The organism is Cellulomonas sp. HD19AZ1, assembly GCF_004535805.1.
Taxonomy (GTDB): Bacteria; Actinomycetota; Actinomycetes; order Actinomycetales; family Cellulomonadaceae; genus Cellulomonas; species Cellulomonas iranensis.
This window is the reverse complement of the sequence record NZ_SPHX01000001.1, coordinates 546,159-560,183: the sequence shown is the minus strand read 5'-3', so window position 1 is coordinate 560,183 and position 14,025 is coordinate 546,159. Positions and strand designations below refer to the sequence as shown.

The 14,025-nt window shown below is 74.6% G+C and carries 12 protein-coding genes and 1 tRNA gene; 7 read left to right on the top strand and 6 right to left on the bottom strand.

The annotated features are described in order from the left end of the window. Window positions 1–27: 27 nt before the first annotated feature. Both E4A51_RS02505 and E4A51_RS02500 read left to right on the top strand, forming a co-directional pair. The gene (locus E4A51_RS02505; protein WP_070318667.1) at window positions 28–540 is read left to right on the top strand and encodes a hypothetical protein; all 513 of its coding nucleotides are present in this window, start codon (window positions 28–30) and stop codon (window positions 538–540) included. Window positions 541–629: 89 nt separating this feature from the next. Further along, a tRNA-Asn gene (locus E4A51_RS02500) sits at window positions 630–702 on the top strand. 24 nt (window positions 703–726) lie between these two features. Here E4A51_RS02500 and E4A51_RS02495 read toward each other — a convergent pair. Continuing rightward, window positions 727–1,299 carry a metallophosphoesterase gene (locus tag E4A51_RS02495; RefSeq protein WP_206119935.1) on the bottom strand — a complete coding sequence of 191 codons (573 nt, stop codon included), beginning with the start codon at window positions 1,297–1,299 and terminating at the stop codon, window positions 727–729. 219 nt (window positions 1,300–1,518) lie between these two features. Between E4A51_RS02495 and E4A51_RS02490 the strand changes: the two genes are divergently transcribed. Together E4A51_RS02490 and E4A51_RS02485 are read left to right on the top strand one after the other, a co-directional pair. After that, window positions 1,519–1,941 (top strand): phage holin family protein, encoded by a 423-nt coding sequence (locus E4A51_RS02490; RefSeq protein ID WP_134850778.1) that lies wholly within the window; start codon window positions 1,519–1,521, stop codon window positions 1,939–1,941. 363 nt (window positions 1,942–2,304) lie between these two features. Further along, the gene (locus E4A51_RS02485) at window positions 2,305–3,099 is read left to right on the top strand and encodes a transglutaminase family protein (protein ID WP_046528633.1); all 795 of its coding nucleotides are present in this window, start codon (window positions 2,305–2,307) and stop codon (window positions 3,097–3,099) included. Between the two features lie 45 nt (window positions 3,100–3,144). Here E4A51_RS02485 and dnaG read toward each other — a convergent pair whose 3' ends face one another. Continuing rightward, window positions 3,145–5,100 (bottom strand): DNA primase, encoded by a 1,956-nt coding sequence (gene dnaG / locus E4A51_RS02480; RefSeq protein ID WP_046528634.1) that lies wholly within the window; start codon window positions 5,098–5,100, stop codon window positions 3,145–3,147. A gap of 129 nt (window positions 5,101–5,229) precedes the next feature. Between dnaG and E4A51_RS02475 the strand changes: the two genes are divergently transcribed. Next, the gene (locus tag E4A51_RS02475; RefSeq protein WP_070318669.1) at window positions 5,230–5,571 is read left to right on the top strand and encodes a YciI family protein; all 342 of its coding nucleotides are present in this window, start codon (window positions 5,230–5,232) and stop codon (window positions 5,569–5,571) included. Window positions 5,572–5,596: 25 nt separating this feature from the next. Here E4A51_RS02475 and E4A51_RS02470 read toward each other — a convergent pair whose 3' ends face one another. From E4A51_RS02470 to E4A51_RS02455, 4 genes are all read right to left on the bottom strand, one after another. Beyond that, the gene (locus E4A51_RS02470) at window positions 5,597–6,886 is read right to left on the bottom strand and encodes a deoxyguanosinetriphosphate triphosphohydrolase (protein ID WP_070318670.1); all 1,290 of its coding nucleotides are present in this window, start codon (window positions 6,884–6,886) and stop codon (window positions 5,597–5,599) included. A 170-nt stretch (window positions 6,887–7,056) separates the two neighbouring features. Beyond that, complete coding sequence (locus tag E4A51_RS02465) at window positions 7,057–7,965, bottom strand: sugar ABC transporter permease (RefSeq protein WP_070318671.1); 909 nt, start codon at window positions 7,963–7,965, stop codon at window positions 7,057–7,059. Then, entirely contained in the window at window positions 7,965–9,599 is a 1,635-nt protein-coding gene (locus tag E4A51_RS02460) for an ABC transporter permease subunit (protein ID WP_070318672.1), read from the bottom strand. The genes E4A51_RS02465 and E4A51_RS02460 overlap by 1 nt, the downstream gene beginning before the upstream one ends. Window positions 9,600–9,708: 109 nt before the next feature. Further along, the gene (locus E4A51_RS02455) at window positions 9,709–10,944 is read right to left on the bottom strand and encodes an extracellular solute-binding protein (RefSeq protein WP_070318673.1); all 1,236 of its coding nucleotides are present in this window, start codon (window positions 10,942–10,944) and stop codon (window positions 9,709–9,711) included. Window positions 10,945–11,114: 170 nt separating this feature from the next. Between E4A51_RS02455 and E4A51_RS02450 the strand changes: the two genes are divergently transcribed. Then, window positions 11,115–12,194 (top strand): LacI family DNA-binding transcriptional regulator, encoded by a 1,080-nt coding sequence (locus tag E4A51_RS02450; RefSeq protein ID WP_070318674.1) that lies wholly within the window; start codon window positions 11,115–11,117, stop codon window positions 12,192–12,194. 99 nt (window positions 12,195–12,293) lie between these two features. Then, complete coding sequence (locus tag E4A51_RS02445; protein WP_070318675.1) at window positions 12,294–14,009, top strand: glycoside hydrolase family 13 protein; 1,716 nt, start codon at window positions 12,294–12,296, stop codon at window positions 14,007–14,009. Window positions 14,010–14,025: the final 16 nt, after the last annotated feature.

The window sequence follows — 14,025 nt, the reverse complement described above, 5'->3', positions numbered from 1 at the left end:
GCGGCACGCGCGGACTACCGTGGGGCCGTGGCCCTGTTCTCCCGACGCCGTCGCCTGCCCGACCCGCTGCGCCGCGCGCTCGACCTGCGCGCCGACGCGATCCTCGCGAGCGCACCCCTCACCGACGGACGCTGGGCGGTGACGGCGCGTCGCGCGCTGCACCTCGTGGGCGACGAGGGCGCGGTGCGCACGCCGTGGGCGGACGTCGACCGCGGGTCGCTCGACGCCGCGACGAGCACCCTCACGGTGCACTGGGTCAGCGGGGCGCGCACCGAGCTGCCGCTCGACCCCGAGGCGGACGCGTGGGACTTCGCGCAGTCGTTCCGCGAGCGCGTGCAGCAGTCGGTGGTGCACGTCGAGCACGTCGAGGTCCCCGGCGCCCGCGGCCCCGTCCGCGTCGCGCTGCGGCGCGACGAGCACGGCGACCTGTTCACGCAGGTCATCGGCGACGGGACCGTCGACCTGGGCGACCCGGCGGTCGCACGGGTCGTCGCCGCGGCCGAGGCGCACGTGCGCGCCGAGGCGGGCCTCGCGCGCTGAGCCCGTGCGACGTGGCGCACGTCGCACCGACCGCGGGCGGGACGGTGTCCGAGGCACCCTCGCGGGCCTGCTAGGGTTTTCCCGCACGATCCCCCGTAGCTCAATTGGCAGAGCATTCGACTGTTAATCGAAGGGTTACTGGTTCGAGTCCAGTCGGGGGAGCATCCACGAGGCCTCCGGCCCGCGTCACCGCGGGTCGGGGGCGTTCGTGCTTCCCGAGCCGGGACGGCGCCGCGCCGGCGCGCGCAACGGCAGCCGGTGGAGCACGACGTCCTCGACCGCGCCGTCGCGCAGCGTGAACGTCAGGTACGTGCACGCCGGCTGCCGGCGCCGGTCGGTGGGCGACCCGGGGTTGAGCAGGCGCGTCCCGCGCGGCGTCACGGAGTCCCACGGCACGTGGCTGTGCCCGAACACGAGCAGGTCGAGGTCGGCGAACCGCTCGTCGCAACGGCGCTCGCGCCCGCCGGCCGCACCGGTCTCGTGGACGACCCCCACGCGGACGCCCGCGACGGTGGCCGTGGCGACCTCCGGGACGCGCGCGACGAGGCTCGCGGGGTCGTTGTTGCCGTGGCACGCGAGGAGCCGGGTCGCGCGGCGCTCGAACGCGTCGAGCAGGTCCTCGTCGACCCAGTCCCCCGCGTGCACCACGAGGTCCGCGTCGTCGACGGCGCGCCACACGGCAAGCGGCAGGTCGCGGGCCCGGGCCGGGACGTGCGTGTCCGCGACGGCCACGACCCGCACCGCGTCGGCGGCCGTCACCGCCGCCCACCGCGACGTCGCACGGGAGAGGCCGGGACGGCTGGGGCGACCGGGACGGCCGGGACGCGGGTGGTCATCCCCCGATGCTCGCGCGCCACGCCCGCCGTCGCACCCGCGCCACCCCACGGGCACGGGCACGGGCACGGGCACGGGCACGGGCACGGGCACGGGCACGGAAGGACCCTCGCCGCGGCAGCACGCCGGGGCTACGGTGACCCCATGACCCGCCTGCTGCTGCGCGCCGTCGTGTTCCTGGGCTCGGCCGCGCTCGGACTGCTCGCGGCCGCGCTGCTGGTCGACGGCGTGCGCGTGACCGCGTCCGGGTTCGTCGTCACCGTGGCGGTGTTCGCGGTCGCGCAGTCGCTGCTGGCGCCGTTGGCCGTCCGCGCGACCACGCGGTACGCCCCCGCGCTGCTCGGCGGCGTCGGTGTCCTGTCGACGTTCGTCGCGCTGCTGCTCGCACGGCTGCTCACGTCGGGGCTGCGCATCTCGGGGGTCGCGGCGTGGGTCCTCGCGACGCTCGTCGTGTGGGTCGTGACCGCGCTCGCGACGATCGTGCTGCCGCTCGTGCTGCGACGCGAGGACCGGCCCGCGGACGGCGCTCCCGCCGCGGCCGGACGACGGCGCGGCGGCCGCGCCTGACGCGACGCCGGCCCGTCCGCGCGACGGCGTGCGACCGGGCGGTCGCGGCACGCTCGAACACGCCCCTGACCTGCACGGACACCCGCGTCACCGACGGGGCTGGACGAACGTCCGCGCAGGCCTCACACTGACGACGTCCGTGCGCCGGACGCCGGGCTCCCGCCCCGTCGGCACGGGCCCTGCCGCGCCCCGCACCGCCGTTCCCCCTGCTTCTCCCCCGCTCCGCCCCGCGCGCCGTCGGACGCCCTCCGACGCCCGCCCGGGGACGTCGTGGACCCCGCACGCCCCACCCCGCTCGACCCCCGCTCGTCTCCCCCGTCACCACCCGTCGTCCGGCCCGTCCTGGCCGGGGAAGGACCCGTCGTGCTGCGCTCCGTGGCCGCCCACCTCTCGCTCGACGTGCACGCACCGCTCGAGCTGCTGCTGTCCGTGGCCGTCGCGGAGGGGCCCTTCGACCGCACCGAGACGCTGCACGTGCGGTCCGACGACGCACCGCTCGACGTGCAGGAGATCAAGACGCCGCACGGCGGACGCGTGCACCGCGTGCTGGCGCCCGCCGGGCGCGTCGTCGTCGACTACCAGGCGACCGTCGTGGGGCGGTCCGTCACGACGCCCGTCGAGGACGTCGACCTGGTCGAGTACCGGCGCCCGAGCCGCTACGCCGAGTCCGACCGGCTGCTCGCGTTCGCGCGCGACCAGTTCCGCGGCCTGTCCGGCGCCGCGCTGCTCGACGCCGTGGTCGCGTGGGTGAACAACCACGTCACCTACCTGTCGGGGTCGAGCCTGCCGACCGACGGTGCGACCGACACGCTGCTCAAGCGTCGCGGCGTGTGCCGCGACTTCGCGCACCTCGTGGTCGCGCTGCTGCGCGCCTGCGACACGCCCGCGCGGCTCGCGGCCGTGTACGCGCCGGGCCTGCGGCCCATGGACTTCCACGCCGTCGCCGAGGCGTACGTCGAGGGCGCGTGGCACGTGGTCGACGCGACCCGGCTCGCGCCGCGCGGCTCGCTGCTGCGCATCGCGACCGGGCGCGACGCGACCGACACCGCGTTCCTGTCGTACTACGGCGGCAGCCTGCGGCTGCGTGCCCTCACGGTCACGGCCGTGAGCGACACGCGTGTCGAGGACGACGGCACGGGGCTCGTCACGCTGGGCTGAGCGCGGACGCCGCCGCGGGGGCGTCCGACGTGCGGGAGCCCCGGGTCAGGCGCTCTCGCGCAGCGACCGACGGCGCGCCTCGAGCTCGAGGAGCTCGCCGAGCAGCGCGCGCTGCTCCCCCGCGTCGGCCGCCGCGTCGAGCCGCTGCAGGCGCCCGCGCACGTCGGCGATCCGGCGCGTGTACCCGATGTCGACGAGCCGCATGACGACGCCGCGCACGTAGCCCGGCAACGACTCCGGGCGGTCCTCGGGCAGCGGGGCGACCGACATCTCGGTGAGCAGCGGGCGCACCGGCTCGGCGGCCTCCTCGAGCACCGCGCCGACCCACGCGGCCTCGCCGCCGCGTGCCACCAGGTCGGCGGCCGCGCTCACGCCGCCCGCCGCGCGGACGGCCTCGTGCACGGCGCGGTAGGCCGGTGCCGTGCACGCGTCGGGCGCGAGCGCGTCGAAGTCCGGCGGGACGAGCGTGGGGTGCTGCAGCACGACCTCGAGCGCCGTGCGCTCGACCTGCGCGACGGGGTCGCGGCGGTCGGGCGCGGTCATGCGCGCGACCGGCACGGGTGCGGGTGCCGCGTCGCCCGCGACCGGCCGCCGGGCGTCCCGCTCGGGCCCGGGCCGCGCACCCGGGCGTGCACCGCGCCGGGACGCGTCGGACACCGCACGCCGCACGGCCGCGACGTCGTCCATGCCCAGCCACCCGGCCAGCAGACGCTCGTACTCGGGCCGCAGCGCCGAGTCCCGGATGCCCGCGACCACGGGGGCCGCGGCACGCAGCGCCCCGACGCGCCCCTCGGCGGTCGTGAGGTCGTGCGCCGCGAGCGTCGAGCGGATGACGAACGCGAACAGCGGCTGCCGCGTGCTCACCAGCGCGCGCACCGCGTCCGGGCCGCGCGCCTGCCGCAGCTCGCACGGGTCCATGCCCGACGGCTCGACGGCCACGAACGTCTGCGCGCTGAACGCCTGGTCCTCGCCGAACGCGCGCAGCGCGGCCTTCTGACCGGCCGCGTCGCCGTCGAACGTGAACACGATCTCGCCGCCCACCGACGACCCGCCCGCGAGCTGCACGCCCCCGGCGCCGCCCGCGTCGCCCACGAGCCGCCGCACGATGCGCGAGTGGTCGGACCCGAACGCGGTGCCGCACGTCGCGACCGCGGTGGGCACGCCCGACAGGTGCATCGCCATGACGTCGGTGTAGCCCTCGACGACCACGACCTGCTTCGCCTTGGCGATCTCACGCTTGGCCAGGTCGATGCCGTAGAGCACGTGCGACTTGCGGTAGAGCGGCGTCTCGGGGGTGTTGAGGTACTTCGGCCCGTTGTCCTCGTCGTACAGGCGCCGCGCGCCGAAGCCCACGGTGTCGCCGGTGACCTCGCGGATCGGCCACACCAGGCGCCCGCGGAACCGGTCGTACACGCCGCGCTGCCCCTGGCTCACGAGCCCGGACGCGGTGAGCTCGGCCTCGGTGAACCCGCGCCCGCGCAGGTGACGCAGCAGCGCGTCCCAGCCCTGCGGCGCGTACCCCACGCCGAACGTCTCGGCGGCCGTACGGTCGAACCCGCGCTCCGACAGGAACGCGCGCGCGGCCGCGGCCTGCGGCGTCACGAGCTGCTCGCGGTAGAACTCCTCGGCGACGCGGTGCGCGTCGAGCAGCCGCCGCCGACGACCGGGCTCCTCGCCGGGGCGCGTCGGGCCGCCGTCCTCGTAACGCACCTGGAGGCCGACGCGCGACGCGAGGTACTCGACCGCGTCGGTGAACCCCAGCCCGTCGACCGCCTGGACGAACGCGATGACGTCGCCGCCCTCGCCGCACCCGAAGCAGTGGTAGCGCCCCACCTGGGGCCGCACGTGGAACGACGGCGTGCGCTCGTCGTGGAACGGGCACAGGCCCTTGAGGGAGCCGACGCCCGCGGGCCGCAGCGCGACGTGCGCGCCCACGACGTCCTCGATCCGGACGCGCTCGCGGACGGCCTCCACGTCCTCCCGCCGGATCCGTCCCGCCACGGGCGTGAGTCTAGGCGTCCGCGGGCGTGGTCGGATCGCGGCGACGGGCGGCCGGGTGTCGAATGTGGCGACCGTCGCTCGTCATGGCGACGACCGGGCGGCACGCGCCCGCGGCACGAGGAGGACGACGTGGAGTACCTGCTGCTCATCTGCACCGACCCCGACGGCGAGGACGCTGCCCCCGGGGACCCGACCATCGAGGAGTGGGGCGCCGACGTCGACGCGCGCGGCGTGTGGCGGCACGGCGACCGGCTGCGCCCCGTGGAGGCCGCGACGACCGTGCGACGCCGCGGCGACCGCGTGGTGCTCACGGACGGCCCGTTCGCGGAGACCCGCGAGCAGATCGCGGGCTACGACGTGATCGACTGCGCGGACCTCGACGAGGCGCTCGCGGTCGCGGCGGCGCACCCGATGGCGCGCGCGGGACGCATCGAGGTGCGCCCCGTGTGGCCGCTGGGCGCCGACGACTGAGCGCACGGTTCCGTCCGTCGCGGCGTCAGTGCCGCGGCGGGCGGACCAGCCGGGAGTGCCACGCGACCGCCGACACGTCGGTGAGGGACGCGACCTGGTCGACGACGACGCGCAGGCGTGCGGCGTCGTCGCCGGCCGCGCGCCAGTCCGCCGCGAACGGCGGCTCGAGCGCGTCCGGGCCGCGGTCGGCCAGCACGGTCACCAGGTCGTGCAGCACGTCGCGCTGCCGCTGGTACAGCGGCTCGAGCTCGCGCGGCGCCATGACGTACGCGACCGCGAGGCCCTTGAGCACGAGGATCTCGGCGAGCGTCTCGTGCGGGACGACGAGCTCGGCGGCGTAGCGGGTCAGCGGGCCGTCGCCGTAGCGCGCGCGGGTCGCCTGCTGCGCGGCCTTCGCGAACCGTCCGATGAGCTGGCTGGTCGCGTCCTTGAGGACCGCGAGCGCGCGCCGCGACCCGTCGAAGCCCGGCTCCCAGAGCCGCGCCGCCACCAGGCGGTCCATCGCGGCCTCGAGCTCCGGCCCGGACACCTGCGCGCCGTACCAGGTGTCGACCGCGTCGAGCACGCGGGCACGCTCGTCGGGGCGCGTGAGCACGCCGAGGTCGACGCGGTCGCCGACGACCGCGTCCTCGACGTCGTGCACCGAGTACGAGATGTCGTCGGCGAGGTCCATGACCTGCGCCTCGAGGCACTTGCGTCCCTCGGGCGCGTCGGCCCGCAGCCACGCGAACACCGGCAGGTCGTCCTCGTAGACGCCGAACTTGTGCGTGGGACGCCCGCTCGCCGGGCTCACCGGGCCCTGCCCGTAGCGCCACGGGTACTTGACCGAGGCGTCGAGGCTCGCGCGCGTGAGGTTGAGGCCGACCGACGTGCCGTCGGGAGCGACGACCTTGGGCTCGAGGCGGGTCAGCAGGCGCAGGGTCTGGGCGTTGCCCTCGAAGCCGCCGATGCCGCGCGCGAGCTCGGCGAGCGCCCGCTCGCCGTTGTGGCCGAACGGCGGGTGGCCCAGGTCGTGCGCGAGGCACGCGGTGTCGACGACGTCGGGGTCGCACCCCAGCGCCTTGCCGATCTCGCGGCCGACCTGCGCGACCTCGAGCGTGTGCGTGAGGCGCGTGCGCACGAAGTCGTCCGTGGAGGGTCCGAGCACCTGGGTCTTGGCGCCGAGGCGGCGCAGCGCCGAGGAGTGCACGAGGCGCGCGCGGTCCCGCTCGAACGGCGTGCGCTCACGCGACTTCTCCCCCTCGGCGAGCCAGCGGTCGCGGTCGGCGGCGCAGTAGCCGTCGAGGTCGCGGACGGTGGGGTCGAGGGCTGTCACGTGCCCAGGGTAGGCGTGGCGCCGCCCACGACCGGCGCGACGCCCGTCTAGAGCTCCGTGCCCACGGGGTCCGCGAGCACGATTCGTCAGCGCGCCGAGCAGCGACGCCAGCGGGCCGCGCCGCGCCCGCGTCCCCTCGCCGCTCGTGCCAGGGAGGGCAGCGGGACCGCTCAGCCCTTGACCGAGCCCGCCGTGAGCCCGCCCACGATGTACTTCTGCAGGAACAGGAAGAGCAGCAGCACCGGCAGCGCGGCGATCACCGCACCGGCCGCGAACAGCCCCCAGTTGGCCTCGAGCAGCGACGACACCCAGCCGTACAGCCCGACGGCCACGGTCCAGTTGCGCTCGGACTGCAGCACGAGGCGCGCGATGATGAACTCGCCGAACGTCGCGATGAACGACAGCAGCGCGACGACCGCGAGGATCGGCGTGACGAGCCGCAGGATGATCGTCCAGTAGGTCTGCGCGTGCGTCGCGCCGTCGATCTTCGCGGCCTCGTCGAGCTCGCGCGGGACGGTGTTGAAGAACCCGTACATGAGGAACGTGTTCACGCCGAGCGCGCCGCCCAGGTAGACGGCGATGAGCGCGAGCTTGCTGTTGAGGCCGAGCGACGGGACGACGTTGCCGAGGCCGATGAGCAGCAGGAAGATCGCGACGAACGCGAGCATCTGCGGGAACATCTGGATGATGAGCAGCGCCGTGAGGCCCGCGCGGCGCCCCGTGAACCGGAACCGCGAGAACGCGTAGGCGGCCGCGGCGCCCATGAGGACCGTGCCGACGCCGGTGGCGATCGCGATCTGCAGGGAGTTGCCGAGCCACGTCCAGAACATCGTGCCGCCGAGCGCCTCGTAGTTGGCGGGGCTGAGCGACGCGAACAGCCGGTTGGAGCCCGTGAGCGTGCCGCCGTCGGTGAGCGAGGCGGAGATGACGTAGACGATCGGGAACACCGCGTACACGACGGCGACGACCCCGACGAGGTGCCGCCACCCGAGCTCGGCGAACCAGCGGTGCGGACGCATCCGGGGGGCGGCGGCGCGGGCCGCGGCGGTGCGCGTGGGCGTGACGTGCGACGTGGTCATCAGCTGATCTCCTCGAACTGCTTGGTGCGCTTGAAGGTGATCGCGGAGATCGTCGCGACGATGACGAAGATGACGATCGACAACGCGCTGGCCAGGCCGTAGTTCTTCGCGGCCGTGCCGTCGAGCCCGGACACCGAGTAGACCATCGAGATGAGGATGTCGGTGTGGCCGAGCGGCACGGACGCGTCGGCGAACCGCGGCCCGCCGCCCGTGAGCATGTAGATGAGCGTGAAGTTGTTGAAGTTGAAGGCGAACGACGAGATGAGCAGCGGTGCGGTCGCGACCAGCAGCAGCGGCAGCGTGACCGAGCGCCACGTGCGCATCGCGCTCGCGCCGTCGACCTTGGCGGCCTCGAGCACGTCGGACGGCAGGGACTGCAGGGCCCCGGTGCAGATGAGGAACATGTACGGGAACCCGAGCCACAGGTTGACCCCGAGCACCGAGAGCTTCGCGAGCCACGGGTCGGTGAGCCACGGCACCGCGGCCCCGCCGAGCAGCACCTGGTTGACGAACCCGAAGGACCGGTTGAGCAGGCCGGACCACAGCAGCGCCGCGAGGAACCCCGGGATCGCGTACGGGAAGATCAGCAGCGTGCGGTAGATCTTGCGCCCGCGCAGCCGCGTGTCGTTGAAGGTGATCGCGAGGAACAGCCCCAGCAGGAACGTCGTGACGACGGACAGGATCGCGAACGCGAACGTCCACGCCAGGATGCGCAGGAACGGCCCCGCGTAGCGCTCGTCGCCGAACGCGGTGCGGAAGTTGTCGAAGCCGACCATGACGCGCCAGCCGACGTTGAGCCGCTGGCCGTCGTCCGACTGGAACCAGCCCTCGGACGTCGCGCGGTACACCGTGCCGGTGGCGACGTCGGTCATCGTGTCGGCCTCGGGGTCCCACGTGAGCGACGGCGTCGACACGAAGCCGGTGCGCGCGTCCTGCGTGCGGATCGAGCCGTCGTTCGGGTCGTCGGAGACGGGCACGCGCAGCGCGGTGACCTCGGCCTGCCGGGCCAGGATCTCCTGGCGTCCCAGCACGGTCGCGTCGGGCACCTGCGTGACCCGGCCGTCCTCGACCGTCGCGCCGTCGGCCGCGGCGAGCGGCTGGTCGGCCGTGCCGACGAGCGCCTCGTCGTCCTCGACGACCGCGAAGCCCAGCTGCCCGCCGCGCTCGACGACCGTCAACGGGTACGAGGCCGAGCCCTCGACGCGGCGCTCGTTCTGGATGAGCAGCGCCTCGACGGCCTGCTCCTGGGTGGAGTTGTGGCCGTCGCCGTAGTTGGTGAACGCGACGAACCCCGTGTAGGCGACGACGTACACCTGGTAGACCAGCAGGAACGCGAGCCCGGGCAGGATGTACTTCATCGGCAGCGAGCGCCGCGAGAAGTACACCCAGTCGGCGACCGCGACGAGCGCGACCATCGACACGAGGATGCCCATGCTGCCCTCGCGCCACGCCGCGAGGATCCCGAACACGCCGAGCGCGTTCACGACCGCCATGAGTGCGATCTTCACGAGCGTGCCGGGCCGGACGGGGCCGCGCCCGGGGCCGCGGCCCGCGCGGCGGTCGGTGGGGCCGGACGGACCCGGTGGTGTGACGGCGTCGCTCGTGCCGTCGACCGTGGGAGCCTGCGTGGACATCGCGCGCCTTCCGAGCGGTGGAGGTCGGCGCGTCGGTGCGCCGCAGAAGGTGGACCGGACCGCCCGGCCGCGCCGCGGGGGGATCCGCGGCGCGACCGGAGCGAGGGGGTCAGGAGCCGATGGCTCCCTGGATGTCGGCGATCATCTTGTCCCACGCCGCGACCGGGTCGGCCTGGCCGGAGATGATGTTCGCCTCGGTGACGCCCCAGAAGGCCCAGACGGAGCCCATCTCGGGGATCGAGGGCATCGGGACCGCGTCGGCGCCGACGGCCGCGAAGCCGGCGGTGATCGGGTCGGCGGACGCCTGCTCGGCGGCCGACTTGAGCGCCGGCGGGCGGTTGCCGGCCTCGTAGAGCGCGAGCTGCGCCTCGTCGGTCGCGATGTAGTTGACGAGGAAGTCGTTCGCCAGGAGCGCCTTGTCGCTCTGCGCCGAGACGTAGAACCCCTGGACGCCGACGAACGGCTGCGCGGCCTGCGGCCCGGCCGCGGGGACCGGGTCGATCGCGAGGTCGAGGTCCGCGAACTGCTCGAGCATCCACGGGCCGCCGACGATGAACGGCGACTCGCCGTTCTTGAACGCCTCGACCGCGATGTCGTACGTGATGTCGGTCGACAGCACGCCCGCCGCGCCCTGCGCCTGCAGCCACGTCGCGAACGCCTGCCCGGGCGCGCCGCCCATGGCGAGGTCGGCCGTGTACGAGCCGTCCGCGTTCTGCGCGAACACGGGCGCGCCGAACGACGTCTGCAGCGGGTAGTACGTGTACGGGTCGCCCTCGGTGCTCGTCTGGATGAGGAACGGGTACTTGGTGCCGGCGGCCTGCCCGGCGGCCACGGCCTCGTCCCACGTCGCGGGCGCGGTCGCGGCCAGCGCGGTGTTCCGGATGAGGGCGATGTTCTCGATCGCGTAGGGCAGGCCGTACACCTGGCCGTCCTGCGTGAACGCCTGGATCGCGACGTCCTCGAAGTCGGCGGTCTTGTCGCCGAGCTCGATGGGGGCGACGACGCCGTTGGTGGTGAGCTCGCCGAGCCAGTCGTGCGCGCCGACGGTGATGTCGGGGCCCTCGCCCGTGGGGACCTGCGCGAGGAAGTCCGCGCGGATGTCCTCGAAGTTCTTGAGCACGAGCTCGACGTCCACGTCGTTCTCGTCCTCGAACGCCTTGGCGGCCTGCTCGACCGCGTCCTTCCGGGTCTCGTCGACCCAGACGACGAGGCCGTCGCCCGAGCCGCCGTCGGCCGTGCTGCCGGGCGTCGAGCCGCCCGTGGTGTCGTCGCTGGAACCGCCGCACGCCGTGAGCGTGAGTGCGAGGCCGAGCGCCACCGCTGCGGCCGGGATGCCTCGTCGCATCGTTCGTCTCCTGTAGTCGTTCGACTCACCGACGCCGGTCGTGCCGCCGTCGGCCCATGACGTGAAGGTAGGTGCGTTGCACCCGTTGCTGCAAATCGTTACGGTAACTTTCAGGCAACGGTTTCACAGCGTGCTCCGCACGAGGAGCGGCACCAGGACGAGGAGGTCCGATGACCCCGACTACGCTGCCGTCTGTGCGCACACGACTGACCGACCTGGCCGAGCAGGCCGGGGTGAGCACCGCGACGGTGTCGCGCGTGCTCAACGGCAAGCCGGGCGTGTCCGCGCAGGCGCGGCAGGCGGTGCTCACGGCGCTCGACATGCTCGGCTACGAGCGGCCCGAGAAGCTGCGGATGCGCTCCGCCGGTCTCGTCGGGCTCGTGGTCCCCGAGCTCACCAACCCCGTGTTCCCCGCGTTCGCGCAGATCATCGAGACCATGCTCAGCGACCGCGGGTACACGCCGCTGCTGTGCACGCAGTCCCCCGGCGGCACCACCGAGGACCAGTACGTCGAGCTGCTCATGGAGCACTCCGTCGACGGCATCGTCTTCGTGTCGGGCCTGCACGCCGACACCACCGCCAGCAAGGACCGGTACCACCGGCTGCGGGGGCGCGGCGTGCCGCTCGTGCTCGTCAACGGCTATGCCGAGGGCGTGGACGCCCCGGCGGTGTCGACCGACGACTCCGCCGCGATGGACCAGGCGTTCCGCCACCTGTACTCCCTCGGCCACCGTGCGATCGGGCTCGCCGTCGGGCCCACGCGCTTCGTCCCTTCGCAGCGTAAGCGCGACGCGTTCGTCTCGCTCCTCGAGAAGCACCTCGGGGCCACCGACGCCGACGCGCACGTCGTCTCGACGCTGTTCACGGTCGAGGGCGGCCAGGCCGCCGCGACCGAGCTGTTCGCGTCGGGGCACACCGCGGTCGTCTGCGGCTCCGACCTCATGGCGCTCGGCGCCGTGCGCGCCGCTCGCCAGCTCGGCCTGCGCGTCCCCGAGGACGTGTCGGTCGTCGGGTTCGACGACTCGCCCCTCGTGGCGTTCACCGACCCGCCGCTGACGACCGTGCGCCAGCCCGTCGCCGCGATGGGCCACGCCGCGGTCTCGGCTCTCGTCGCCGAGATCACCGGCACGCGCGCCGCGCGCGCCGAGTTGCTGTTCCACCCCGAGCTCGTCGTGCGCGGCTCGACCGGCAGCGCACCCGCGGCGCCCGCGGACGCGCCCGTCGCCGCCGCGGTCCCCGCCGCGCGCTGACTGCGCGCGTCGTCCCCGCCCGACCCCCGGCGCCCCCGTGGGCCCCGGCGGCGCCCTCCGCGCCGTCCCCCGACCCCGCACCCTGCAGGAAGGCACCCCGTGACCCTCGCGTCCCCCTCGACCGAGCTCATCGCGCACCACCCCGACACCGGGACGCAGTGGTGGCGCACCGCCGTCATCTACCAGGTCTACCCGCGCTCGTTCGCGGACGCGTCGGGCGACGGCGTGGGTGACCTGCCCGGTGTCACGTCGCGCCTCGAGCACCTCGTCGACCTCGGCGTCGACGCGGTCTGGCTCTCGCCGTTCTACCGCTCGCCGCAGGCCGACGCCGGGTACGACGTCGCCGACTACCGCGACGTCGACCCGCTGTTCGGCACGCTCGCCGACGCCGACGCGCTCGTCGCGCGCGCGCACGAGCTCGGCCTGCGCGTCATCGTCGACCTCGTGCCGAACCACACGTCCGACGAGCACGTGTGGTTCCAGGCCGCGCTCGCCGCCGGCCCGGGCTCGCGCGAGCGCTCCCGCTACCACTTCCGCGACGGCCGGGGCGAGCACGGCGAGCTGCCGCCCAACAACTGGGAGTCGATCTTCGGCGGCCCCGCGTGGACGCGCACGACCGACCCCGACGGCACGCCCGGCCAGTGGTACCTGCACCTGTTCGACAGCAAGCAGCCCGACCTCAACTGGGACGACCCCGAGGTCCGCGAGGAGTTCGAGGACGTCCTGCGCTTCTGGCTCGACCGCGGCGTCGACGGGTTCCGTGTCGACGTCGCGCACGGCATGGTCAAGCAGCCGGGCCTGCCCGACTGGGACGGCCACGTCACGATGATCGAGGGCTCCGACGACGTCGACGGCGTCGACGCGGTCGACGGCTCGGGCAACCGCGGACCGATGTTCGACCAGGACGGCGTGCACGAGATCTACCGCGCGTGGCGTCGCGTGCTCGACACGTACGACGGCGACCGCGCCATGGTCACCGAGGCGTGGGTCGAGCCGCTGAGCCGCCTCGCGCGCTACGTGCGGCCCGACGAGGCGCACCAGTCCTTCAACTTCGCGTTCCTCGCGGCCGGCTGGCACGGTCCGTCGCTGCGCCGCGTGATCACGTCGTCGTACGCGGCCAACGACGCGGTCGGCGCACCGACCACGTGGGTGCTGTCGAACCACGACGTCGTGCGCCACGCGTCCCGCCTGGGGCTGCCGGACCCGACGCACCGCCCCAACGGCATCGGCCACGGCGACGAGCAGCCCGACGCCGCGCTCGGCCTGCGGCGCGCCCGCGCCGCGACGCTGCTCATGCTCGGGCTCCCCGGCTCGGCGTACGTCTACCAGGGCGAGGAGCTCGGGCTGCCCGAGCACACCGCGCTCGACGACGACCTGCGCCAGGACCCCGCGTTCTTCCGCACGGGCGGCGGCGAGCGCGGCCGCGACGGCTGCCGCGTGCCGCTGCCCTGGGAGGGCGACGCGCCCGGCCTGGGGTTCTCCCCCACCGGCGCCACGTGGCTGCCGCAGCCCGCCGAGTGGGCCGAGCTCGCCGCCGACCGGCAGCGCCGCACCGACGGGTCGACGTACGAGCTGTACCGCTCGGCGCTGCGCACGCGCCGCACCGAGGACCTCGGCGCGGGCGGCCTGGAGTGGCTCGAGGGGCACGGCTCCGAGCACGTCCTGGCGTTCCGCAACCGCGACGTCGTGGTGGTCGCGAACCTCGACGACGAGGCCGTCGCGCTGCCCGCGGGCGCGCAGGTGCTGCTCGCGTCCGGCCCGCTCGACGGCGGGTTGCTCCCGGCCGGCACGACGGTCTGGCTGCGCGCGTCCTGACGCCGGCGCCACGCTC